We start from the raw sequence: 23,322 nt of genomic DNA on the forward strand, positions 1-23,322 counted from the left end.
AGGAGTGTGCATAATGGTTGATCGTGTAACCGCGACGAAGGAAGCCGAACAATTAATGAAAAAGCTGATGGACTTACATGGACCATTAATGTTTCATCAATCTGGAGGATGCTGTGATGGAAGTTCTCCAATGTGTTATCCAAAGGACGAATTACGGACTGGTGAATCGGATATTTTATTAGGGTTCTTACCAGGTGATACACCTTTTTATATTTCCAGAGATCAATATGCATATTGGAAGCATACACAGTTAATTATCGATGCAGTAGATGGAAGGGGAGGGATGTTTTCTCTAGAAGGACCTGAAGGGAAACGATTTTTAACAAGATCTAGAGTTTTTACAGAAGAAGAAAAATCTGAACTTCAAATATAGACAAGAGTCGTCAAATTCCTAGATGAATTTGACGACTTCTAGAAAAAATGCTAGTTAGAAATACCCTTGAAATTCAACTAAAAGTCGTGTAAAATAAATTAACTGAAAATTTAGATTGATGTTAGATATTATTGGGAGGTGGAACAGGTGGTTACAGTCAAAATGTTAAAGCCATACTATGTAAAGACAGAAGAAAAGTTTGTCCGAATTATCTTGGCGTATCAATATTTCTCGGTGATGATGAATAAGAAAGTGTATCAATTCATTCCTGTTGAGGCAAATGAGATTAGAATAGACCGGAAAACAAAGCGGATCGTCAATACGGATGCTGTCTTTGCCTTCCAAAATGGAAAAGATATTATTACTATTTCTATGTCTCAACTGATATCTATTCCTGAATTTTTAGAGCAGTTACACGGAATTGCGGAATCCTATTACTTAACGGAAGCATCAACTTCCATTACTGATCAACAAAAAGAGGTCCATCGTATTATAAAAGAATTAGAACTAAATAATATTAAACGATTGATTGACAAAGCATTAGATCAAAATGATTATGACATGTTTATAAAATTATCAAGTTTATTATAAAAAGAACTCCACCATACAATGGTGGAGTTCTTTTAGATCGTTATTCATTTAACTTTATAAAGACATCGGTAGCAACTTCTACTGCAGTTGGTCTGTCATGATTTTTAGTACCTTCTATCATTAAAGACAGTAAAATATCTTGTTGTTCAGTTGGATAACCAACAAACCAACTATTTTCATCACCACTATCTTCACTAGTCAATTTAAGCTCAGCTGTACCTGTTTTACCTGAAATGGGGAAATCGGCTTCTTGAGCAGCTTTTCCTGTACCTTCTGTTACTACTTTACGAAGAGAGTCTGTTATATTATTTGCTTGTTCTTCTGTTATTAAGTCTTCTTTCCATATTTGACTTTTTTCTTCATCGGTTAATAAGATTGGTTTTAACATATTACCTTCGTTAAGAAACGTAGTATACGTAGATGCAAGATGAATAGCACTCATTTCAAGTTCACCTTGACCATAACTTGAATTAGCTAGTAACACTTCATCGCTTAGATCTCCGCTTGAGGAAATTGTGGAATCAGGAACAGGATATTCAAATGGGAATTCTTCACCAATTCCAAACGATTGAAGCCCCTCAACATATGCATCTGTCCCCATTTCTACTGCTTTCATTGCAAAGTAAATATTATCAGATCTAATTAGTGCATCATCTATATCTACTGGACCATTAGAAGTAGATACACGAGTAACTTCGTAGTCACCCCAATTTTCTCCATTACTCCAAGTCAATCCATTAATCTCAATTCCATCACCGTAGGCTATAGAGCCATTCTTTAATCCTATAGCTGCAGTTACTGGTTTAATCACAGATCCAGGAGCGAATGTCGCAGAAAATCGATTTAATACAGGATTAAGTTCGTTTTCCTCCAAATCACCCCAGAAATTTTCAGAAGTTCCATATAAGGCTTCATTAGGATCAAAGGATGGACTACTTACCAAGGCAATTGTCTCCCCTGTGGAAGGATTTATTGCTGTAGCGTTACCAGGATTGCCGTCAAATTGATCAAATAATTTCTCTTGCGTATTGATATCGATTGTCAGTCGAACATTCTCTCCATGTTCTACAGATTTTTCTGCTATTACAACATTTTCCTGATCTTCTTGTTCCACATAAATAGTAGTACCTTTTTTACCACGCAATTTTTCTTCATATAGACTTTCCAAACCGCGTGATCCTATTTTATCGTTTGCACTGTATTCACCCGGGTCTAATTCTTCCAGGTCCTCGGCATTTACATTTCGTATATAACCAACTAAATGTGCACTTGCTTCTTCACCTGGATAGATTCTTCCAGTGATTTCTTGATAAGTCACTCCATCAATAGCCATTAAATCTTGGAAAAGTTCTTCTTTGTCTGTCATAATACTTGCCAATGGAACGAACACATCATCTGTTACCCAAGAGGCATTTAAAGTTTCATTAATATTCTCAACAGACATTCCAAGTAAATCAGCTACGTTCTCTTTATTAGCTTCTGCATTTTCCCCAAGTTCTCCAGGAACAAGCCCAATTTGATATAATTCACCATTCATAGCTAATGGCATATTGTTGCGATCTAATATCTCTCCGCGCTTAGGGGGAGTTGAGGAAATCCCTAGCTCTCCGCCATCAGCTAATTCAGAAAAAATAAAACCAGGATTCCAATCGATATACCAATTTTCCTCATCTTCTTCACCAAGGAGTTTTAAATCTGCTTCATAATCAAATTCAACCGGCCCAGCCATTGTTTCCATTGAAACATGAAAAGGTACAGAAGCTGATTTTTCTTCAAAGGCAATATCTAAAGCATCTTCACTTAGTGATTCAACTTCGAATGATAAATCGGTTACATTTAAATCCTCATATATTTTTTCTGTTCGTAACGTTGAATCTTCCTCTGAATATGTATCTTTAGCTTCGGGTGTTAAATATTCATACAAGCCTTCATACGTTTCTTCTTGCATCTTACTTGTAAAATCTTCTAACCTATCATTTGGAGTAACCTGATCATCAGAACAAGCCGCTAATAAAACGACCATTACTCCAAACAGTAATAATTTTTTAAACATAATTAAACCCCCATAAAATCTGTTCGTTTTTAAGTATAGCACTTTTTCATCGAAAGTATATGAATCAATCTCACTCTTATGAATAGTAAAGAAAAAGTCACACTGCTCGCTGAACAGGTGACTTTTTATGTTATTGTTGCTCCATATGTCCAGTGATTTCAGAATTAATCCGATTTATCTCTTCATCACTTACGATATAATACCAAACGCCGTTTATTGTTTCACCATGTCCATCTATTTCCATTGTAGCAATGTTCTTACGAGCTCCTGAGTAATTTGTTAATAGTGTTTGTAATTTATCCATATCAAGATCTGTTTGTACATTGTTTCCTAAGATATCTAAGATTTCTCCTGCTTTTGTAATACTGGAGAAGCTGGCAGCTTCATTCATAGCAGCTTGGATGACTTGACGTTGACGATCATTTCTTCCTAAATCACCACGACTATCTTGTTTTCGCATCCGAATATATTCTAATGCTTCTTTACCATTAAGATTAATTTGTCCTTCTTGAAAACTATATCCTCCACTGTTAAATGCTGTAGCGTTATTAACTGTTACACCACCAACAGCATCAATTCCTTGTTGGAAACCTTCCATATTAACTCGGACATAGGAATGAATGGATAGATTGAAAGTTTCTTCCACTGTTTGTACAGATAAGTCAGGCCCACCGACCCCATCTACAATGCCAAACGGATATGCATGATTAATTTTATCCATTCCTCTTCCTGGGATATTAACATAAGTATCACGTGGTATACTTAACATTATCATTTTATCGGTATTCGGATTAATGGAAAGAAGTATCATAGTGTCTGATCTGCCTAAATCTCCATCTCTTTCATCAACACCCAACAATAGAATATTAACTGCGTCTTTTTCTTTATATAATTGATTAATTTCTTTTTGTCTGTCAGGATCATTATCTCGATTTAATGGACTGTGCATTGTGTCGACAACAGCACCAACTTGACTATATACAAAAAAGATTATTCCACCAATTAATAAAAAAAGTACTAATACAATTCCACCAAGCCAAAACGGCCATTTCCTACGTTTTTTATGATGTTTTCTCTGACTTCTAGAAACCAATATTATTCCCCACTATCTTTATTGTATATTTCGACAAATTAAGACTTTTATATGATATTTAAACAAAAAAAATATCAAATCTTGCATAAATTATATCGGAAATAAAAGGAAGCGTCTATAGGGAAAGTTGATTTATTTTAATATTAGCTATTTTATTTTGAACAAATGATGTACTAATCAAAGGTAGTAAATTGTTCTTAATAAAGAATAAAAAGGATGATAAACTACATAAAAACGAGTAAATATGAGAAAATTAAAGATAAGTGTTCTTTATATAGAATGAACAGCCGAATTTACCCCTTTTCTTAATGAAGAAAAGTAAATATACTTATATTAATTGTTCTTTATAAAGAACTAATTACATCTTATTGCGAACGAATTAGGTAAAATTACATAGGGAGGGGGAAAATCGCTGTGGCCTTGTTAGCATGGACCCGTTAAAAAGGACTTATTTAAATTGGAGCAATTGTAGTAAAAGGAATAAAGAATGCAGCGAAATTTAATTTATGAATTGGAGGAGAAAAACATGAAATTAAAGAAAAAATTAGGTATGGGTGTTGCAACTGCAGTATTAGGTTTAGGACTAATTGGTGGAGGAACTTTTGCATATTTTAGTGATACAGCAACAACGAATAACACATTTGCAGCTGGCACTCTAGATCTTAGTGCACAGCCAGAAACTATTATTAATGTAGGGAATATAAAACCAGGCGATTACATGATAAGAACTTTTAATTTATCAAATCAAGGTTCATTAGATATTAAAAATGTGTTATTAGATACAGAGTATGAAGTTGTTGATGCAAATGGTAATAATGGCAACGAAGATTTCGGTGAACATATAGAAGTTTCATTCCTTGCAAATATTGATAAAGTAGATGTTCCAATCTTTGAAACAACTTTAGCAGAATTAAAAAATATGGATCCAGAAGTAGTTGATCGTCATCTCTTTTATCCTTGGCTTGGAGATAGAGGACTTCCGGTTGGGACTTCTGACGATTTAATAGTTCAATTCAAGTTTGTTGATAATGGTGAAGATCAAAATATCTTCCAAGGTGATTCACTAGAACTAACATGGTCCTTTACTGGTCACCAAACTGAAGGGGAAGCAAAATAGTATCTAAGGGAGGCTGGACCTCCCTTCTCTTTTAATTTATAGATAAGGGAGGTTTGGCAATGAAACAATACAAGCAAAAACTTTTAATTGGTGTTGCTGCAGGAATGATTGGAATGGGATTTGTAGGTGGTGGAACGTTTGCATTTTTTAGTGATACGGAAACCACGCAAAATTCCTTTGTCTCTGGAACCTTGGATTTAGTATTACAAACTCCGGAAAAATCAGGCGAACTTGATTTATCTTTAGAAGATATAAAACCTGGGGATAAGGAAACATATTTTATTAATCTCCATAATGCAGGATCACTTACGTTTAAAGATGTGCTACTAACTACTACTTATTCTATTAAAGATAAAAATAAAGATAATAAGAAAGCTGACTTTGCAGATCATATTTTCGTCAAAATAACGAATAAAGACTCAGGTGAATTATTATCTGATTATATTGCGATTAGTAAATTAAAAGATGTGATTCTCACAGAAGGTCAAGTGTCAGAATCTACAACAAAATTGCAACTTGATTTCTGGTTTAAAGACAATGGTGGGGATCAAAATATGTTTCAAGGTGATGAACTTAAATTCGATCTAATCTTCCATGCAAGTCAGGAAGAAGAAGAGTAAATAGGTATTTATTTAGATAAGTAATAAACCAACAGTGTGTATAAAAAAGCTGAGACTCCTAGTGGATAATCATGAGGGATCTCTAATTGGAATGAAATACGGCGACTCCAGCAGGAATAGCGCGAGTTGAAGATCCCCTTGAAAAGTGTTCTTCTTTTCAAGTTAGCTGAAGCTGTACCTGCGGAAAGCGTCCGTCAGTATTGAAAATCAATACTGCGAAACTCGAATTTCACATGAAATATCCTATTATGAAATTGATTTATACATCAATTTCTATTACATATTTGTTGGTTAGTATATTTTGGTTTACTAATCATACCAACTAATAATTATTAAACCAAAGTAATAGCTAACCAGGGAGGGGTTAACTTGCGTATGAAGCGAATCCGTAAGTTTAAATCAAAGAAGAAAAGTATACTTATCCTTAAATTAGTTGCCATATTATATGTAGCAATTGCCTGTTTATCTATGATTACTACAACTGGAACAGCCTCGTATTTTTCAGAGAGGAATCAAGATGGATATGTGCAAGCGGGGGTTTGGTGGGATGGAAGTGAACTTATATTCACTGAAAAAGGTACGGATCCTAGCACTGGATGTAACATGCAAACCATTCAAGCGCAGATAAAAAATATTGGAAAAGATATGAAACAATCAACTACTTATGAAATTTATTTTAGTAAAAACGGAGATCCAAAAAAAGGGGAAAAAATAAGTACAAAAGAGTTAGCACCACTTAAATCTGGAAAACAAACAACTTTAAAATTTGATGTTACCCAAAATGGTTCTTATCAATTTCGAGTACTCCAACACCCTGAATTTAAAAATGATGGAAAACAACATGATGAATGGAGTAAGAAGATTGTAATTAAGTGTAAATCTAATCAAGTTAAGCAAGAAAAAGAAGATACAGCGGTGAATGAAAATCAACAAGAAGAGAAGGTAGAGAACGGTAGCAAAGAGAATAAGAATGTGGAACAGAACTCGAAGAATCAAACAGATAACACAGAGACAAAAGAAGAGAAATCACAAGAAACATCAGATAAAAATGATCAAGCAGAAACGGAAGATATAGAGACTGTACCTGAAACGAATACAGAAGATGATGAAGAAGTAGAACAATCAGAAGCTGAAAAAACAGGTGAAGGCGAGGAGAATGATCAATGAAGATAACAAAAAAAAGACTACTTAAATGGGGAAGTAATTTAATTTCATTTGTCCTTTTTTTGGGATTAATTACAATGGCAACTATCGTTATAACAACGAAAGCGAGTGGCGGAGAACCAGAATTATTTGGTTATCAATTTAAAACTGTATTATCTGGTTCCATGGAGCCAGGTATTCAAACAGGATCTGTCATTGCTGTAGAGACTAGTGGAGATATGACTCGTTTTCAAGAAGGTGATGTCATCACATTTATGGAAGAGGATTCGAAACTTGTTACCCACCGAGTTACAGAAGTGTTAAACAATGGAGAGCATATCATGTACCAAACAAAAGGGGATAATAATAATGCAGCTGATGTTAATCCTGTATTTGCAGAAAATGTTACCGCTGAATATACAGGGTTTACAATACCGTATTTAGGATACCTCGTAAGCTTTGCACAAACACAAAACGGAGCTTTTCTGTTGTTAATACCAGGTGTTTTGCTTTTGGGATATGCTGTTATCACCATTTGGCAGGGATTACGTGAATTAGAAAAACATCAGAAAGCATTACACGATGAAAAAGAAGATAAACAAATCGCCACATGATTGTTTGAGTATATAGAGTGGAGGTGAAGAAATGAAGAAAAGTTTACTGCTTATTGTTTGTTTTGGGATTATTGTATCACTAATCTTTCCTTATTATTCATTTGCTGATACTGATAATTCAGATGCGAATGAAATAGAATTATCCATTACACCTGACGATTTCCTATTTAAAATTGAGAATATGAAACCTGGTGACTGGGCACCAAGGACGCTAACTATCAATAACTCGGGGAGAAGCGAATTTGAATATCAAATGTCTGTTGAAAATAATGGTGATGATAAATTATTCAAAGAGCTTTTATTATTAATTGAGGATGATGATCAGAACAAGTTATTTGATGGAAAGATTTCTGAGTTTTCTTCTATACCTTCTAGATATTTAGATGCTGGAAATCATGAAGATTTGCATATAACAGTTACCTTCCCAGAACATTTAGGTAATGAATTTCAAGGTGTATCTAGCTCTTTTTCTTTTATCTTCTATGCAGAAGGCGATACCACTCAAGGAAGTAAAGACAATGATGTGGCTGAAGTTTCGGGTTTGGTTGATAATAATAACGGAAATTCAAGTAATCAATTACTGCCTAACACGGCTACTTCCATATTTTCAATACTACTTTTAGGACTTTTGGTTGTATTTGTTGGATTGCTTATTATGATTTGGCAAAAATACAAGTCTATTCCCAAATGAATCCATTTGCTAAAAGATATGATTACTCCTTGCAAAACTAGTGTTTATCTGACAAAACAAGTCAAACAAACAAGCAAGATATTATAGTATGATAGTCTTATAATCAAACGAAATCCTCAGAAAAAGGCAAACCTACTGAAAAGTAGGGACGCAAAGTCACAGATCTAAGGTGATTTTACTAAGATGGCTGGACTATCTGGATGTAAGGTAGGGGACTAAATCGTGGATAAAACATTACATTCTGTTAAGGTTGATCAAGAGTGGGTACGTTTAATTAAACAAGCGAAAGAATTAGGACTAACAATCGAAGAAATCAGACAATTCATAATGATTACGGGTCATAAGGTGTAATTTGTGTGAATAACTTACGCAATATAGAACTATTCGCTGCAATTATGTTATAATTTGCAGTGAAAGTAGGTGATAAGCTTGATCGGCGAAAAGATAAAAAAACTACGCCAAGAAAGAAGAATGTCTATATCTGAATTAGCTGAAAGAGCGGGAGTCGCTAAATCATATTTAAGTTCGATTGAGCGTAACCTTCAATCTAACCCTTCCATTCAATTTATTGAAAAAATAAGTAATGTGTTAGGGGTTACTGTAAATGAAATAATCTTAGAAGATAAAGTTGAAATTGACCTTGATGAAGAGTGGATGCAAATAGTTCAAGAAGCAATGAAATCGGGGGTATCAAAAGAGCAATTTAAAGAATACCTTGAATTTAATAAATGGCGTCAAAAAAATAATCATTAGTTTGTTAAGCTTATAATCTTAACAGGCTAATGATTTTTTAGATATGAAGTACATATGATGTGGCAATTATATTGAAAATGTATATACTAGATACGAGTAATATTTCTGTAGAAGTTTATCTAAAAGGAAGTATTTGTAATGCGTTTAAGATTATTATATTGGCTGTTACCGATTATGTGGATGATGTTAATTTTCACTTCATCTGCCACTCCGTATGAGAACCAAGATGTAAAACCTTTATTAAGTGGGTTAGACATACAATTTTTAACCCCGTACTTATCATGGATTGAGTTTACGTATCATTCTTCTATTATAAGTATTAAATCTTTAGGAGTAGAAGGTTTTATAGAGTTCTTTATAAGAAAAGGTGCTCATGTTGGCGTATTTTTTGTTCTAACATGTTTATTTTTCATATCTATTATAAAGAACACGCAATGGAAAAAAAGTAAAATATATATTTGGTCTATTATTCTCACTGCCCTCTATGCAGTTATTGATGAGCTTCATCAGGGGATTACTCCAAATAGAACCCCATATGTCGGAGATGTAATCCTAGATATATTTGGAGGAAGTCTAGCATTAATTGCAATTGCAATGATTTTTCAGATTACAAAAAAAGTATAGACATGTTTGAAAAAATTGTATAAAATTACGATTAGCTACAATAAATTTCATTGTAAGACAAAATCCGACTACATGATTAATGGAATATAAACTTATATTCTCGTAAAAGGCGGTAGAGTTAAATGAGGGAGCAAGAACAGTATCAGAATATTCTTCAACGAATGATTCATGATACCGAAAACCAAAAGATAGGCTCTTCTGAAGAGTTGATTAAGCAACTTGTTGAAGAGTTATCAATGAATCCGAACTTAAAAAAGTATATACACACTGCAAGATAGCCAAAAAAGCCTACGAACGTAACTTATATACGTCCGTAGGCTTTTTTGACTTAATTAGGAAGGAGAAGGTGTGTCATCAACATCAATTTCCATATATTTTGTCCCTTGTAATTTAACGGTTGCTTGATCATTTGTTAAATCAGTAATCCAAGTAAGAAATTGTGATTCTTGTTCTTCTTTTACATAAACAATAAACTCCACATTTTCCAGATAATGAATATCAGCCAATTTAAATTCGGTAGATTGTCTTAGTTCATTTTCTAGTTTACCGAGTAAAGTGTATTCGACCTTTACGGAGATACCTTGCATCAATTGACGCTTTACAATTCCAGTAGTTTTGATTGCTTGAGAAGTAGTACTTCCATAAGCACGAATTAGACCGCCAGCTCCTAATTTTATCCCTCCAAAATAACGAGTTACTACTACTGCTGTGTCTTTCAAGCCCTTTTTCTTTAATACCTCTAATATTGGCACTCCAGCTGTTCCACTAGGCTCACCATCATCATTTGCTTTTTGAATGTGATCATTCTCTCCAATCATATATGCCGAACAGTTGTGTGTGGCATTATAATGCTTTTTTTTAATTTCTTGAATAAATTTCTGTGCATCTTCTTCTGTTTCCACACGTTTGACATGTCCAATAAATCGGGATTTTTGAATAGTTATTTCATCCATACCTTGTTGTTTTACGGTATAATAAGTATTTAACATCTTGATTTTCTCACCTCAAACTAACATTATAGTAGATAGATAACTTTATGAGTATAAGGATGGAATAAATAATATCTTTTGAAATATTCTTAATCTGACCCTTACAAACAGAGAAACGTTACGAATAATTATAACATAGGTTGGTGGATGTATTATGGCAATCAAAATAAGTGATAAAGCTTTGGATCATGTGGTTAATGAAATGGTTGATGTAGTTGAAAACAGTAAAGATGAGATCTTTAATATAAGTGAAGAAGCCAGAAAAGAGCACGAACATTTAGTTCGAGAGCTTAAATTAACCAAAGAAAAAGTTTTACGCCATATTCAAAATGGTGACCAACTGGAAGAAAGAGTTCGATTTTCTCGTAAGCGATTAGCTGAAGTTAGTAAATATTTTGAAAAATATTCCGAAGATGAAATTCGAGAAGTCTATGAAAATACGCATCTAATGCAAACGAAACTTGCTATTCTTAGACAAGAAGAGAAATCGCTGAGGGAAAAGAGGGATGAACTTGAGCGAAGGTTAATTGGGTTATCACATACTATTAATCGAGCTGAAAATTTAGCAGGTAAAATAGCTGTTATCTTAAATTATCTACAGGACGATTTTCGTCAAGTTAATGAAATGATCGAAAACGCCAAAGAAAAGCAAGAATTTGGTTTGAAGATTATTGAAGCTCAAGAAGAAGAGAGAAGGAAGCTATCGAGGGAAATTCATGATGGCCCGGCACAAATGCTAGCGAATATGTTACTCCGATCAGAAATCCTAGAGAGAACGATAAAAAAAGGAACGCATGAGCAAGCAATTGAGGAAATTCGCAGTGTTAGAACGATGGTTCGATCTTCATTATATGAAGTGAGAAGAATCATTTACGACCTTCGTCCAATGGCATTAGATGATTTAGGACTTATACCTACGATTAGAAAATATGTGGAAAGTATTTCGGAATATCATTCAATTACAATAAACTTTAATGTTATTGGCGAAGAAAAACGTTTGAATCAAAAGTATGAAATTGCTCTGTTTCGATTGATGCAGGAATCGATTCAAAATGCACTTAAGCATAGTGAAGCTTCTTTAATTCAAGTTAAATTAGAGATTCGTAGAGAAGATTTAACATTGATAGTGAAAGATGAAGGGAAAGGTTTTGATCAAAATGAAAAAAGTGATAAATCCTTTGGCCTCATTGGGATGAGAGAAAGAGTAGAGATGCTTGAAGGAGAATTAAATATAAAATCTGCAATAGGAAAAGGAACTTCTGTAATAATTAAAGTTCCATATTCGCCAAGTTAAGTATATAATAGACAATAGATAGAAGATATAGAATTATTATTTACTGTCATTTCGTGTAGGGAATTATAAAAAGAATTACTATCATCGGGAGGGAGTTTTTCCAAATGATTACAGAGAAAGAAGTAAGAATTGTATTAATTGATGATCATAAGTTATTTCGAGAGGGTGTAAAAAGAATACTAGATTTTGAACCGTCATTTGAAGTAGTTGCTGAAGGTGACGACGGTTCAATGGCATCCAAACTAGTAAAAGAAAATGCACCAGATGTTGTATTAATGGATATTAACATGCCAGAGATTAATGGGGTTCAAGCAACTGCAGATTTAGTAAGATACTTTCCTAATTCGAAAGTTATTATTTTATCGATTCATGATGATGAGAGTTATGTAACTCACGCATTAAAAACTGGGGCTCAAGGATACTTATTGAAAGAAATGGATTCAGATGCTTTAATTGATGCAATTAAAGTAGTGAGTGAGGGTGGATCATACTTACATCCACGTGTTACACATAATTTAGTAAAAGAATATCGACGCTTGGCTAAAGAGAATTCTTCCAGTATCGCAGATAAAGGTATTGAATATAGGAAGCCGCTGCATTTACTTACAAAAAGAGAATGTCAGGTGCTACAATTGCTTGCTGATGGAAAGAGCAATCGTGCAGTAGCAGAGACACTATACATTAGTGAAAAAACAGTAAAAAACCATGTAAGTAATATTCTACAAAAAATGAACGTTAATGATCGAACACAAGCTGTAGTATCTGCTATCCGTAAAGGATGGGTAGAAGTAATTTAACAAAGGTAATAAAAAGTGCCTTGGTGGTGTACATCATCAAGGCATTTTTTGTGTCGATTTTTTGTAGGAATTCATGTAAAATGAAATAACTACAGTTAAAATCTATTAAGGAGAAGGATAGTCATGAAGATAGCTGTCATGTCAGATAGTACGGCTTATATTTCGAAGGATGATAGAGAAAAATACAATATACATATGGTACCATTAAGCGTTATATTTGATGATGCATCCTTTCAAGAAGAAATTGATATTACAACAGAAGAATTCTATAAAAAAATGAAGGTAGCAAAAGAACTTCCTAGTACCTCCCAACCTTCCATTGGTTACGTAACTAAGAAATTAGAATCATTAGCAGAAGATTTTGATGCAGTTATTTCCATACATTTATCTAGTGGAATTAGTGGGACCTTTCAAGCTGTTACAGGTGCAGGTGAAATGGTTAATGGGATTGAAGTAATTACCTTTGATTCAGAAATAAGTTGTATGGTTCAAGGATTTTATGCCATCGAGGCTGCAAAATTAGCAAAAGAAGGTAAATCTGTGAATGAAATCTTAGATCGTTTACATGAAATGAAGCAATCTATACGTGCGTATTTTATGGTAGATGATCTAACGAACCTTCAACGTGGCGGTAGATTGTCTGGAGCACAGGCGTTGATTGGAAGTCTGTTACAAGTTAAGCCAATACTTCATTTTCAGGACAAGATGATTGTTCCTTTTGAAAAAATTCGGACTAGAAAAAAAGCTATCCATCGTATTATGGGAATGTTGGAAGAAGATGCTGAAGACAGTGATTTACGCGTTGTGTTTATCCATGGAAATGATGAAGCGTCTGCAAAACAATTAGAACAACAATTTAAAGAAAAATATCCGAATGCAGAAACATCTATCAGTTATTTTGGCCCCGTAATCGGCACTCACCTTGGTGAGGGTGCTATCGGTGTTGGCTGGTATAAAAAATAATAATCATACGTGCTGTATGTATGCTTATTTATGTACAGCACGGTAAAACTATATGGAGGTGCATATATGAAAGAAAAAGATAGTATTTGTATTACATCCTCACCATTATTAATCTCCTATTACTTTTCTGATAAGTTATTACTTGAAGAAGAAATTCCTCTCCCCATGAAATGTCTTCAAACACTCATATCGACTCATCAACTTATTCCCGTGAAAACGATTATCCGAAAAGGTTTGTCTATTCAATGTGTACGTTGTGGTAATAAAAATCGAAACTTTTTTTCTACTTATCCTTGTAGTCTATGTAATCAAAATCATTTTTATTGTCGAAATTGTATTCAAATGGGAAAGATAAGTGAATGCAAGCCATTATATCAATGGAATGGATCAAGAGGGAAGCACGCATTTCATAACAATCCATTAACGTGGGAAGGCAAATTAACGCATGCTCAACAGGTAGCATCGAACAGCCTTGTTAAAGCGATTCAAAGAGAAGAGAAAGAATTTCTAATATGGGCGGTTTGTGGTTCAGGTAAAACAGAGATGCTTTTTGATGCTATCAATTATTGCCTGAAGCAAGGAAAACGAATTGCGATTGCTTCGCCGAGGGTGGATGTTATTCGTGAACTATATCCGAGAATACAGTCCGCGTTTGAGAAAGTACCTATAGAAGCTTTATATGGAAGCAGTGAAAATAAATATGGGATGTCTCAAATTATTTTGGCTACTACACATCAATTAATGCGGTTTAGAAAAGCCTTTGATGTAGTAGTAATTGATGAAGTAGATGCTTTTCCTTTTCAATATGATGATACATTAGCTTATGCTGCAAACAATGCAAAAAAACCTCATGCAACTATGGTTTACCTAACTGCAACACCTCGTAAAGATTTACAAAAAAGAATTCAACTACGAAAACTACCGCATGTTTTTGTTCCTCTACGTTATCATGGTCATCTATTACCTGTACCAACGATGAAGATGACATTTCGCCTCCAACAATACTTGTCGAAAAAACAATTTCCTCCTACTTTTTTCAAATGGTTATCCAAAAGAACTAATCCCAAAAGACAACTATTAATTTTTGTGCCAACAGTTAAACTAGCAAAAGATTTAAAGGGAGACTTATGTGTAGAATTACTTAACAAACGTACCATCAAGAATCAATCGGAATTTCAAGAGGTATACGCGGAGGATCAGCGGAGAGAAGATAAGGTAAATAAATTTCGTGAAAAGAAATTACAAGTATTACTTACAACCACAATATTGGAAAGAGGAGTAACATTTCCATCCGTAGATGTAGCAGTCATGCATGCTGGACATGAAGTATTTGATGAAGCTGCACTGGTGCAAATTGCGGGTAGAGCTGGAAGAAGTGCGGATGATCCTGCTGGAGAAGTTGTATTTTTTCATGATGGGCGAACTGAGGCGATGGAAAAAAGTAAGCAATTGATTATTGATATGAACCAAAAAGGTGAAAAATTATGAGTCAATGTCTAAGTTGTGGTCAATCTATGGACACACCAGTCTCTTGGGAAAGTTGGTTAACCTATAAAAGAAAACATGTTATTTGTTCCAACTGTATGTCTAATATGGAAAAAATAAAAGGAAGTAGGTGTTTCGTTTGTAGCCGTCCAAGTGAATTGTCAACATGTCATGATTGTATTGAATGGAATCAGCTTGGTGAAGTAATTCAATATAATCATTCCGTCTTTCTTTATAATGAATGGATGAAAAATCTCATATCATTATGGAAGTTTCGAGGTGATTATATATTACGTGAAATATTTCGAGAGGATTGGAAATATTCGTTTAACAGCATTTTTTCATCTCAGAAAAAAGAATTAATTCTAGTACCTATACCACTTAGCGATAAACGAATGAAGGAAAGAGGTTTCAATCAAGCTCTAGCACTGGCTGAAATGTTAGATATGCCAATTGATGAATCACTAGGCAGAAAAGTAAGTGATAAGCAGTCAAAGAAATCGAGGATAGAAAGATTGAAATCTTCTAATCCATACTATAGTTTGAAGCCAATTCGAAAGAAAGTTGTTCTAATTGATGACATTTATACAACCGGAACTACTATTCGTCAGGCAGCTTCGGTTTTATTACAGCATGGCTGCCCGGAAGTTTATGCTTTTACACTTATAAGAGGATAATGATTTAACATAATAAGATTGATTAAATTGCACGTGATTAAGAAATTTTGAATCCAAGTAATCCTGTTCATGTTTATTTAGAAGTAGAAAAATAATTAAAGAAGATCTGATTGCACTTTTTGATAAGCCGTCATAAATTCTCCAATAAAACTTAGAGAAACTAACAAGAGCTTAATGATAACATATACGGTTATAAGGCAAGCGTATTTCATGAAATTTTTCGTGTACCACTATCAATATACGTTTAATGAGCTTCATAAACAAAATGATATATTGTAAATTTCCTAAAACGGCTCAGCTTGTTAGTTAAACATTTATTTCTGGAATAAATTAGTGAATGATTGTAGGTATAAAGGTATATGTTTTCCGGTTCTAAACAAAGAAAGTGAGATTGGTTAGGCCGATGTGCTTATTTTGAATATAACTATTAACATAATGCCTATTTATGACGATGATATAATCAAGAATGAACTAACAAAATCTTTAGCAGTTAACGAATATAAATAATTTTTATTTAGTTATCATTAAATGAGGAGAGATAACAGTGGGGGAATTAGCAAATTGTGTACGTTGCGACACTGTTTATGTGAAAACAACTCGCAATATTTGTGCAGATTGTTATCAAAAGGAAGAGCAAGCTTTTCACAAAGTGTATGCGTTTCTAAGAGTAAGACAAAATAGACAAGCAACATTATCGGAAATTGTTGATGCAACAGAAGTGAAAGAAACATTAATAACGAAGTTTATAAAAGAACGCAGATTACATGTGAAAAACTTTCCGAATTTAGGTTACTCTTGTGAAAATTGTAATACACAAATCACGAGCGGAAAGCTCTGTGATAACTGTATAAATAAATTAAAAGATGACTTATCTACTTTTGAGCAAATGGAAGAAAGAAAATTGAACCAGGAACTGACTGCAGAAAAAAAAGTTAACACATATTATGCTATTGATAAACATGGAAAATAATACAACTACAGAATAAGTATTTTATTACCGATATAATTTTTAGCAGAAGAGGTGACGGGATAAATGAAAATTAATGGACCAAATCCAACCAATTTTAACCCTTATAAACAATCTATCCAACCAAAACCAGAACAAAAAAGTGATGCTTATAAAAAAGATCAAATAGAGATTTCATCTAAAGCAAAACAATTGCAGGAAAGCGCAAGTGATCCGAAACGAGCTGCGTACCTAGAAGAGTTAAAAAACAAAATTGATGCTGGTGAATATAAAGTGGATTATGATCAAACTGCGCAAAAATTGATGAACTTCTGGAAGAAATGAAGGTAAGGGGGAATAGAGGTTGTCGGAAAAAATTATTTCTGCAATGAATAAGTTGTTAGTGATGCATCAAGAAATATTGGAACTTTCGAAGGAAAAAACAGTCGAAATTAAAGATGGCCATATTGATGAACTCCAGTCTTTACTAGTAAAAGAGAGAAAACTTGCTCGACAATTGCAACAATGTGAAGAAGAAAGAATGCAGGTTGTCCAAGCGTGGAGTAAAGAAGTTGAATTACCGAATACAAGCCCTACTATTTCAGAAATCATTGATTATATAAAAGAAGAAAATCAGGAAGAGTTGTTGTCGATTGCAACCTCTTTAACGAATACAATTACGGAATTTAAAAGACAAGAACAATTAAATCAAGTGTTATTAAATGAATCAATGAAGTTTGTTCAATTATCACTAGATTTAATAAGTCCAACTATTAAAACGATGAACTATGGATCAGGAAAAGATACAAAGGATACGAGTAGATCTGTGTTCGATTCAAAAGCTTAGTGAGAAAAAGGAGCTAAAGAGATGGGTACTTTTTATGGGTTAGAAATGTCAAGACAAGCATTAGCTGTACAACAGAGCGCATTATATACAACCGGACATAATATATCGAATGCGAATACGGAAGGTTATTCAAGGCAGCGAGTTAACTTAGAAGCAATGAATGGATTTCCGTATGCTTCCAGAAATCGTCCAAATATTCCAGGGCAAATGGGAACTGGAGTGGAAGCTGGTTCAGTTCAACGAATACGTAACCAGTTTTTAGATAACCAGTTTCGTAGTGAAAATAACAGTTCTGGATATTGGACAGAACGAGCAAATGCGTTAAGCAGAATGGAAAATGTAATGAATGAACCAAGTGATTCGGGTCTATCTAAAACGATGAATCAGTTCTGGCAGTCTTTACAAGACTTAGCAGTAAATCCGGATAATGCGGGTGCGCGTTCTGTTGTATTACAACGCGGTCATGCATTAGCAGATACATTTAATTATTTATCTTCATCCATGAGTACCATTCGTTCGGACTTAAGTAACCAAATTGATACGACCGTAAAGGATGCCAATTCTCTAATAGATAGTATTAATAATCTTAACGCACAAATTAAGAATTTGGAAACACATGGGTATGATGCGAATGATTTGTATGATAAAAGGGACGTTCTATTAGATGAGCTATCTGGAATCGTAAATATAAAAGTTTCCTATGATAATAGCCATGCGAAAAATAGAGCAGATGGCGTAGCTACTGTAGAAGTTCTGAACGATAGTGGCGATCCGATTATATTAGTTGATGGAGAAAAAGGTACCGTGAATCATATTGAAGCTCCTCAATATAATGAAGGGGAAGAAAATGATTTAACAGTAATTGAGGATATTCAAGTGAACGGCGTAAGTATCCTATCATCAAAAGGTAGTTTGAGCGGACTTGTTGATTCCTATGGTTACTTGGATGGTGAGGAAAGAGTTGGAGACTATCCGGAAATGATGAATCGATTAGATGAATTAGCATATGCTATTGCTACTTCTTTTAATGAGATTCACTCCCAAGATGGAGGGGCACTTTTCTTTGCTGATTTAACAGATAAAAAAGGTGCAGCAGGAGCAATATCTGTCGTACTTGAAGACTATGAAGATATTAATGCCAGTGCTGATGGTGAAGCTGGAAATGGAGAACGATCGAGTGCACTAGCGGATATTTTTACGAATGCGAATGAGATTTTAGATGGGGCTTCAATTAACGACTATTTTGGATCGATTATTGGGGATCTTGGAGTAAAAGCTGAACAAGCGAATAGAATGCAAGAAAATACAATGACATTACAACACCAAGTGCAAAATCAACGCCATTCAATAAGTGCAGTATCACTTGATGAAGAAATGTCGAATATGATTAAGTTCCAACATGCGTACAATGCAGCAGCAAGAGGGATGACGACAATGGATGAAATGATAGATACGATTATTAATCGTATGGGATTAGTAGGAAGGTAGGGATTTAAATGCGTGTTACACAGTCAATGTTATCGAATAATATGTTGCGAAATTTAACCAATAGTAATGCTCAAATGAACAAATATATGGAGCAGCTCTATACAGGAAAAAAAATCACCAAACCTTCTGATGATCCCGTTGTTGCAATGAAAGGTATTGGTTATCGATCAGAGTTAGTACGTGTAGAACAATATCAACGTAATACATCGGAAGTAAATAATTGGATGGACAATACTGATTCTGCCCTAAACCAGGCTACTTCAGCAATGCAACGCCTAAGAGAATTAGCCGTTAAAGCGAGCAACGGAACGAATAGTGATGATGAGTTGCAAAGCATTCTCCAAGAAGCAAAAGAATTAAAAGGACATCTAACGGATATTGCCAATACAAATGTAAATGGTAAATATATCTTTAATGGTACCAACACAAATACACCTCCAGTTACTGTAGATGAAGATGGAAATATAACGTCAGATTTTCAAGATAATGATGTGGTTATCGAAGTATCCGCTGGAACAAAACTGAAAGCAAATGTGAACGGTGAATCCGTTTTTGGAGGAGAACCAGATCTATTTACTGCAGTAGATAATTTTATTACAAATTTAGAAAATGGCGAGAATATTGATGCGAGCATCGGAGAACTAGATACCGGAATAAACCAAATTATTAATTCACGAGCTGAACTAGGTGCGCGCATGAATCGTTTAGAACTGATTGAAAATCGCTTATCAGAGCAAGAAATTGTGGCGACACAAACTATGTCTGATAATGAAGATGTGGATTTTGCTGAGGCTATAACAAAACTAATTACTCAGGAGAGTCTCCATCGTGCAGCTCTGTCAGCTGGATCACGCATTATTCAACCGTCGTTAATTGATTTCTTAAGGTAATGTTAAGGCCCTGGCCAAAAGGTACAGGGTTTTTTAACGAATAATAAGTGTAAATGAGATAGTTTGAAAGGGTGAACTATATGCAGATTCCACAATTGCAAATGCGCTCCCAACGAGGGCAAATTGCAATACAGACAATTAATGCAAAGCAATTTATTTCACAACCCAAAGCAGATTTAACGATACAACAGCCTAAAGCAGAATTAAAAATTCAAACAACCCCAAGCAAATTAACGATTGATCAATCAAAAGCTTGGGAAGATATGAATCTAATGGGAATATTGCGCCGAACAGAAAAAATAGCTGCAGAAGGTAAACAAGAAGTAATGAACGGAATTGCTAGAAGAGCCCGCCAAGGAGATCAATTAATGAAGATCGAACATCAATCGAATCCAATTCAACAGCAAAGTATTGAAAATGGGTATGAGCCTTATAAATCGTTAGGAATCAAGTTTATTCCTTCTACTTTTTCTGTACAGACAAATTATCAGCCTGCAGATGTAGATATAACTGTAGTAACAAATGAACCAATCATACAGGCTAAAGTGAACCAACCACAAATATCCTATCAACCAGGAGATGTGGAGATTTCGCTAAAACAGCAACCGGAATTAGATATCTGGCTAGAAGCTTAGAAAATAAAGAGGTGATACAAGATGCACATTGAGTCTAGTTATTTAGGAAATATTGTTATTGATGAAGAAAAAATAATCCAATTTCAAGCAGGATTACCAGGATTTGCAGAAGAAAAAGAATTTGTCATATTAGAAATTCCAGAAAATCAATTATTCCATATTCTGCAATCCATACATAACCCGAATCTTGCTTTTGTAATTACTGATCCATACCAAATCTATACTTCTTATGCATTCGAATTGGATGATTATACGATCGAATCCTTACAAATTACATCACAAGAAGATGTGGCTGTCTTTACGATCATGACATTAAAAGAAACATTTCAAAAAAGTACCATTAATTTGAAGGCGCCGATTGTAATAAATATGAAGAAACAACTTGCGAAGCAATATGTATTGAATTCTGATGAATATTCATCACAAGCCCCTATACAAACACCTCCATCAAAGGAGGGAGAATAATGCTTGTATTATCGAGAAAACAAAGTGAAGCTATTCAAATTGGGGAAGATATAGAAATTGAAGTCATTGCGGTTGAGGGAGATCAAGTAAAATTAGGAATCCGTGCTCCAAAATCTGTAGATATCTATCGGAAAGAAATATATGTAGATATTACGAATCAAAACAATGAGGCAGCAAAGTTAGATAAAAATTTGCTTCAATTTTTAAAAAGTAATGAATCATAGACTTAACTTAAAACAAAATTAATATTAACCGATATATAAATAAATCAATGAGGAGTGTAACTACAATGGCAGTGAATAATATTGGAGCTAGTAAACCAGCTGTTGTTGGAATACCAACGAAGGAAGTTGCATTATCCCAAATAAAAAGTATAACAAACGAAAACAGTCATCTAAAACAAGGTGGATATGCCGAGAAAATTGTAAACAAAGTAGATTTACAAGTTGCTGTAGATCAGATGAATGAACTGTTAAAACCAATAAGAAGAAATCTCAAATTTGAGATGCATGAAAAGTTAGAACGATATTATGTAACAGTAGTAGATTCAGAAACAAGCGAGATTATTAAGGAAATCCCACCAAAGAAAATGCTAGATATGTACGCAGAGTTAGCTGAATTTATGGGATTCTTAATCGACGAGAAAATCTAAGGATGTGATGGTATGCGAATTGGCGGATTAGCTAGTGGGATTGATACAGAATCGATTATTAAAGATCTAATGCAAGCAGAAAGAATACCTTTGAACAAATTAGAACAGGATAAAACAAAACTGGAATGGCAACGTGATGCATTTCGTGATGTAAATAAACTATTATCTGAGTTAGATAATATGATGCTTAATATGAAATTGAGTTCTACGTATAATTCTAAAATGATTTCCTCTACACAAAGTGATGCTGTGAAAGCTACTGCAAACGCAGGGGCATCTAATGGAACTTATTCGATAAATGTCAGTCAATTAGCTACATCAGCGATTAATGTGAGTGAGAATGAAGTTACATTAAATCAAGATCAAACGTTACATGAGCAAGGTATTACCGAAGATGTAGTATTTACTACATTTGATAAAGAAGGAAATGCCCAGACTCATACTTATCAGATTAATGAAGGCGATAAATTAAGTGATCTATTTAAAAAGATTAATGATGATAAAGATAGCCCAGTTCGAATGACTTTTGATGAAAATGCGAATAAAGTCATTATGGAGACTACACGAACAGGTAAATATAATGTGAACGGTGAAAATGGTACAGACAATGAGATTGTCTTTACGGATAGTTTTCTAACCAATAGTTTACATCTTTCCATGGGTGAAGAAAAAGGTGGAGAAAACGCAAAATTCACGTACAATAATGCATATGAAACAGAATCTCGTGATAATCAGTATTCCTTAAATGGAGTGACATTTCAATTCTTTGATACAACTGATGGTAATGCAAGTTTAACCGTCAACAATGATGTAGATGCTTCAGTAGAAAATATCATGAAATTTGTTGATAAATACAATGAAATTGTTGAAACGATAAATGGATCTCAACAGGAAGAAAGACATCGTGATTTTCCTCCTTTAACAGAAGACCAGAAAAAAGAAATGACGGAAAGAGAAATTGAACTATGGGAAGAAAAGGCGAAAAGTGGCCTCCTCAAAGGGGAATCTTCTTTAACTAACGGATTATTTAATATGAGACAAAGTTGGTATAGTTCAGTAAATGGTGAGGGAGCGTTTTCAAGTTTAACCGAAATTGGTATTGCTACCTCAAACAATTATTTAGACGGAGGTAAGTTAGTCGTCGATGAAGCGAAATTAAGAGAGGCACTCACAGAAGATCCAGAAAGTGTACAAAAGTTATTCTCAAATAGTAGTGATGGAGAAGATAGAGGATTAATAAATCGCTTAGAAGATGCTGTAGATACCACAATGGCACAAATTAGCCAACGAGCTGGTAAAGCAACGGACACATCTTTGGATAACTATACTTTAGGTAAACGTATGAAAGATATTGATAGCAGAATAACAAATTTTGAGCGTCGTCTAGAGCAAACTGAAGCAAGATACTGGAGACAATTCTCGGAAATGGAGAGAGCAATTTCCATGATGAATCAGCAATCGTCCATGTTAATGTCTAACTTTGGTTCTGGAATGGCACAAGGATAGATAAGGAGGAATGAAT

The 23,322-nt window shown here is 34.2% G+C and carries 29 protein-coding genes and 1 riboswitch; of the genes, 26 read left to right on the forward strand and 3 right to left on the reverse strand.

From position 1 onward, the window contains the following. The first annotated feature begins 13 nt into the window (after window positions 1–13). Window positions 14–373, forward strand: a complete 360-nt coding sequence (locus ABC346_RS09370; protein WP_413234604.1) for a DUF779 domain-containing protein — start codon at window positions 14–16, stop codon at window positions 371–373. A gap of 147 nt (window positions 374–520) precedes the next feature. Then, window positions 521–964 carry an IDEAL domain-containing protein gene (locus ABC346_RS09375; protein WP_413234605.1) on the forward strand — a complete coding sequence of 148 codons (444 nt, stop codon included), beginning with the start codon at window positions 521–523 and terminating at the stop codon, window positions 962–964. 40 nt (window positions 965–1,004) lie between these two features. Here ABC346_RS09375 and ABC346_RS09380 read toward each other — a convergent pair whose 3' ends face one another. Both ABC346_RS09380 and ABC346_RS09385 read right to left on the reverse strand, forming a co-directional pair. After that, entirely contained in the window at window positions 1,005–3,017 is a 2,013-nt protein-coding gene (locus ABC346_RS09380; RefSeq protein ID WP_413234606.1) for a penicillin-binding transpeptidase domain-containing protein, read from the reverse strand. 130 nt (window positions 3,018–3,147) lie between these two features. Further along, entirely contained in the window at window positions 3,148–4,110 is a 963-nt protein-coding gene (locus ABC346_RS09385; RefSeq protein ID WP_413234607.1) for an LCP family glycopolymer transferase, read from the reverse strand. 526 nt (window positions 4,111–4,636) lie between these two features. Between ABC346_RS09385 and ABC346_RS09390 the strand changes: the two genes are divergently transcribed. The 9 genes from ABC346_RS09390 (at window position 4,637) to ABC346_RS09430 (ending at window position 9,950) form a co-directional block, all read left to right on the forward strand. Then, a complete protein-coding gene (locus ABC346_RS09390) occupies window positions 4,637–5,227 on the forward strand; it encodes a TasA family protein (protein WP_413234608.1) in 591 nt (196 codons plus the stop codon). A 59-nt stretch (window positions 5,228–5,286) separates the two neighbouring features. Next, entirely contained in the window at window positions 5,287–5,847 is a 561-nt protein-coding gene (locus ABC346_RS09395; protein WP_413234609.1) for a TasA family protein, read from the forward strand. A gap of 375 nt (window positions 5,848–6,222) precedes the next feature. Then, window positions 6,223–7,014, forward strand: coding sequence for an amyloid fiber anchoring/assembly protein TapA (tapA, locus tag ABC346_RS09400; protein WP_413236539.1), 792 nt, complete (start codon window positions 6,223–6,225; stop codon window positions 7,012–7,014). Beyond that, window positions 7,011–7,604 (forward strand): signal peptidase I SipW, encoded by a 594-nt coding sequence (sipW, locus tag ABC346_RS09405; protein ID WP_413234610.1) that lies wholly within the window; start codon window positions 7,011–7,013, stop codon window positions 7,602–7,604. Before tapA ends, sipW begins: the two co-directional genes overlap by 4 nt. Before the next feature lie 31 nt (window positions 7,605–7,635). Then, complete coding sequence (locus ABC346_RS09410; RefSeq protein WP_413234611.1) at window positions 7,636–8,295, forward strand: hypothetical protein; 660 nt, start codon at window positions 7,636–7,638, stop codon at window positions 8,293–8,295. A gap of 115 nt (window positions 8,296–8,410) precedes the next feature. Further along, window positions 8,411–8,495, forward strand: a riboswitch (cyclic di-GMP riboswitch). A gap of 22 nt (window positions 8,496–8,517) precedes the next feature. After that, window positions 8,518–8,646 carry an anti-repressor SinI family protein gene (locus tag ABC346_RS09415; protein WP_413234612.1) on the forward strand — a complete coding sequence of 43 codons (129 nt, stop codon included), beginning with the start codon at window positions 8,518–8,520 and terminating at the stop codon, window positions 8,644–8,646. Between the two features lie 78 nt (window positions 8,647–8,724). Further along, window positions 8,725–9,048: a helix-turn-helix domain-containing protein gene (locus ABC346_RS09420; protein WP_413234613.1), complete on the forward strand. Its 324-nt coding sequence runs from the start codon at window positions 8,725–8,727 to the stop codon at window positions 9,046–9,048. A 138-nt stretch (window positions 9,049–9,186) separates the two neighbouring features. Beyond that, complete coding sequence (locus ABC346_RS09425; protein ID WP_413234614.1) at window positions 9,187–9,672, forward strand: VanZ family protein; 486 nt, start codon at window positions 9,187–9,189, stop codon at window positions 9,670–9,672. Between the two features lie 122 nt (window positions 9,673–9,794). Further along, window positions 9,795–9,950, forward strand: a complete 156-nt coding sequence (locus ABC346_RS09430) for a hypothetical protein (protein WP_413234615.1) — start codon at window positions 9,795–9,797, stop codon at window positions 9,948–9,950. Window positions 9,951–10,004: 54 nt separating this feature from the next. Here the strand turns inward: ABC346_RS09430 and ABC346_RS09435 are convergent, their stop codons facing one another. Continuing rightward, window positions 10,005–10,661 (reverse strand): YigZ family protein, encoded by a 657-nt coding sequence (locus tag ABC346_RS09435; RefSeq protein ID WP_413234616.1) that lies wholly within the window; start codon window positions 10,659–10,661, stop codon window positions 10,005–10,007. Between the two features lie 154 nt (window positions 10,662–10,815). Here ABC346_RS09435 and ABC346_RS09440 point away from each other — a divergent pair, with 154 nt between their 5' ends. The 15 genes from ABC346_RS09440 (at window position 10,816) to ABC346_RS09510 (ending at window position 23,306) form a co-directional block, all read left to right on the forward strand. Next, window positions 10,816–11,955 (forward strand): sensor histidine kinase, encoded by a 1,140-nt coding sequence (locus ABC346_RS09440; protein ID WP_413234617.1) that lies wholly within the window; start codon window positions 10,816–10,818, stop codon window positions 11,953–11,955. Window positions 11,956–12,059: 104 nt separating this feature from the next. Beyond that, a complete protein-coding gene (locus ABC346_RS09445) occupies window positions 12,060–12,752 on the forward strand; it encodes a response regulator (RefSeq protein ID WP_017797704.1) in 693 nt (230 codons plus the stop codon). 123 nt (window positions 12,753–12,875) lie between these two features. Beyond that, window positions 12,876–13,715, forward strand: a complete 840-nt coding sequence (locus tag ABC346_RS09450; RefSeq protein WP_413234618.1) for a DegV family protein — start codon at window positions 12,876–12,878, stop codon at window positions 13,713–13,715. A 66-nt stretch (window positions 13,716–13,781) separates the two neighbouring features. Next, window positions 13,782–15,203: an ATP-dependent helicase ComFA gene (locus ABC346_RS09455; RefSeq protein ID WP_413234619.1), complete on the forward strand. Its 1,422-nt coding sequence runs from the start codon at window positions 13,782–13,784 to the stop codon at window positions 15,201–15,203. Continuing rightward, window positions 15,200–15,877 (forward strand): ComFC family protein, encoded by a 678-nt coding sequence (locus ABC346_RS09460; RefSeq protein ID WP_413234620.1) that lies wholly within the window; start codon window positions 15,200–15,202, stop codon window positions 15,875–15,877. Before ABC346_RS09455 ends, ABC346_RS09460 begins: the two co-directional genes overlap by 4 nt. A 544-nt stretch (window positions 15,878–16,421) precedes the next feature. Further along, entirely contained in the window at window positions 16,422–16,847 is a 426-nt protein-coding gene (locus ABC346_RS09465; protein WP_413234621.1) for a TIGR03826 family flagellar region protein, read from the forward strand. 63 nt (window positions 16,848–16,910) lie between these two features. Next, entirely contained in the window at window positions 16,911–17,168 is a 258-nt protein-coding gene (gene flgM, locus ABC346_RS09470; RefSeq protein ID WP_413234622.1) for a flagellar biosynthesis anti-sigma factor FlgM, read from the forward strand. A gap of 19 nt (window positions 17,169–17,187) precedes the next feature. Beyond that, window positions 17,188–17,670 (forward strand): flagellar protein FlgN, encoded by a 483-nt coding sequence (locus tag ABC346_RS09475; protein ID WP_413234623.1) that lies wholly within the window; start codon window positions 17,188–17,190, stop codon window positions 17,668–17,670. A 21-nt stretch (window positions 17,671–17,691) separates the two neighbouring features. Beyond that, complete coding sequence (gene flgK / locus ABC346_RS09480) at window positions 17,692–19,158, forward strand: flagellar hook-associated protein FlgK (RefSeq protein WP_413234624.1); 1,467 nt, start codon at window positions 17,692–17,694, stop codon at window positions 19,156–19,158. An 8-nt stretch (window positions 19,159–19,166) separates the two neighbouring features. Further along, window positions 19,167–20,048, forward strand: coding sequence for a flagellar hook-associated protein FlgL (flgL, locus tag ABC346_RS09485; protein ID WP_413234625.1), 882 nt, complete (start codon window positions 19,167–19,169; stop codon window positions 20,046–20,048). Between the two features lie 80 nt (window positions 20,049–20,128). Continuing rightward, the gene (locus ABC346_RS09490; RefSeq protein ID WP_413234626.1) at window positions 20,129–20,683 is read left to right on the forward strand and encodes a DUF6470 family protein; all 555 of its coding nucleotides are present in this window, start codon (window positions 20,129–20,131) and stop codon (window positions 20,681–20,683) included. Window positions 20,684–20,704: 21 nt separating this feature from the next. Further along, a complete protein-coding gene (gene fliW, locus ABC346_RS09495; protein ID WP_413234627.1) occupies window positions 20,705–21,148 on the forward strand; it encodes a flagellar assembly protein FliW in 444 nt (147 codons plus the stop codon). Further along, entirely contained in the window at window positions 21,148–21,372 is a 225-nt protein-coding gene (csrA, locus tag ABC346_RS09500) for a carbon storage regulator CsrA (RefSeq protein ID WP_413234628.1), read from the forward strand. The genes fliW and csrA overlap by 1 nt, the downstream gene beginning before the upstream one ends. Before the next feature lie 65 nt (window positions 21,373–21,437). Next, window positions 21,438–21,800: a flagellar protein FlaG gene (flaG, locus tag ABC346_RS09505; RefSeq protein ID WP_413234629.1), complete on the forward strand. Its 363-nt coding sequence runs from the start codon at window positions 21,438–21,440 to the stop codon at window positions 21,798–21,800. A 12-nt stretch (window positions 21,801–21,812) separates the two neighbouring features. Then, a complete protein-coding gene (locus ABC346_RS09510; protein ID WP_413234630.1) occupies window positions 21,813–23,306 on the forward strand; it encodes a flagellar hook-associated protein 2 in 1,494 nt (497 codons plus the stop codon). Window positions 23,307–23,322: the final 16 nt, after the last annotated feature.

Origin of the sequence: Oceanobacillus phoenicis, assembly GCF_047238145.1 — a bacterium.
Classification (GTDB): Bacteria; Bacillota; Bacilli; order Bacillales; family Amphibacillaceae; genus Oceanobacillus.

Bases quoted from the DNA above. Each gene is read 5' to 3' on its own strand.
- ABC346_RS09425 (WP_413234614.1), top strand. From the start codon at position 9,187: ATGCGTTTAAGATTATTATATTGGCTGTTACCGATTATGTGGATGATG.
- tapA (WP_413236539.1), top strand. From the start codon at position 6,223: ATGAAGCGAATCCGTAAGTTTAAATCAAAGAAGAAAAGTATACTTATC.
- ABC346_RS09435 (WP_413234616.1), bottom strand. From the start codon at position 10,661: ATGTTAAATACTTATTATACCGTAAAACAACAAGGTATGGATGAAATA.
- ABC346_RS09510 (WP_413234630.1), top strand. From the start codon at position 21,813: ATGCGAATTGGCGGATTAGCTAGTGGGATTGATACAGAATCGATTATT.
- ABC346_RS09380 (WP_413234606.1), bottom strand. From the start codon at position 3,017: ATGTTTAAAAAATTATTACTGTTTGGAGTAATGGTCGTTTTATTAGCG.
- ABC346_RS09490 (WP_413234626.1), top strand. From the start codon at position 20,129: ATGCAGATTCCACAATTGCAAATGCGCTCCCAACGAGGGCAAATTGCA.
- ABC346_RS09370 (WP_413234604.1), top strand. From the start codon at position 14: ATGGTTGATCGTGTAACCGCGACGAAGGAAGCCGAACAATTAATGAAA.
- ABC346_RS09450 (WP_413234618.1), top strand. From the start codon at position 12,876: ATGAAGATAGCTGTCATGTCAGATAGTACGGCTTATATTTCGAAGGAT.
- flgM (WP_413234622.1), top strand. From the start codon at position 16,911: ATGAAAATTAATGGACCAAATCCAACCAATTTTAACCCTTATAAACAA.
- ABC346_RS09390 (WP_413234608.1), top strand. From the start codon at position 4,637: ATGAAATTAAAGAAAAAATTAGGTATGGGTGTTGCAACTGCAGTATTA.
- fliW (WP_413234627.1), top strand. From the start codon at position 20,705: ATGCACATTGAGTCTAGTTATTTAGGAAATATTGTTATTGATGAAGAA.
- flgK (WP_413234624.1), top strand. From the start codon at position 17,692: ATGGGTACTTTTTATGGGTTAGAAATGTCAAGACAAGCATTAGCTGTA.
- sipW (WP_413234610.1), top strand. From the start codon at position 7,011: ATGAAGATAACAAAAAAAAGACTACTTAAATGGGGAAGTAATTTAATT.
- flgL (WP_413234625.1), top strand. From the start codon at position 19,167: ATGCGTGTTACACAGTCAATGTTATCGAATAATATGTTGCGAAATTTA.
- csrA (WP_413234628.1), top strand. From the start codon at position 21,148: ATGCTTGTATTATCGAGAAAACAAAGTGAAGCTATTCAAATTGGGGAA.
- flaG (WP_413234629.1), top strand. From the start codon at position 21,438: ATGGCAGTGAATAATATTGGAGCTAGTAAACCAGCTGTTGTTGGAATA.
- ABC346_RS09460 (WP_413234620.1), top strand. From the start codon at position 15,200: ATGAGTCAATGTCTAAGTTGTGGTCAATCTATGGACACACCAGTCTCT.
- ABC346_RS09440 (WP_413234617.1), top strand. From the start codon at position 10,816: ATGGCAATCAAAATAAGTGATAAAGCTTTGGATCATGTGGTTAATGAA.
- ABC346_RS09410 (WP_413234611.1), top strand. From the start codon at position 7,636: ATGAAGAAAAGTTTACTGCTTATTGTTTGTTTTGGGATTATTGTATCA.
- ABC346_RS09430 (WP_413234615.1), top strand. From the start codon at position 9,795: ATGAGGGAGCAAGAACAGTATCAGAATATTCTTCAACGAATGATTCAT.
- ABC346_RS09455 (WP_413234619.1), top strand. From the start codon at position 13,782: ATGAAAGAAAAAGATAGTATTTGTATTACATCCTCACCATTATTAATC.
- ABC346_RS09395 (WP_413234609.1), top strand. From the start codon at position 5,287: ATGAAACAATACAAGCAAAAACTTTTAATTGGTGTTGCTGCAGGAATG.
- ABC346_RS09445 (WP_017797704.1), top strand. From the start codon at position 12,060: ATGATTACAGAGAAAGAAGTAAGAATTGTATTAATTGATGATCATAAG.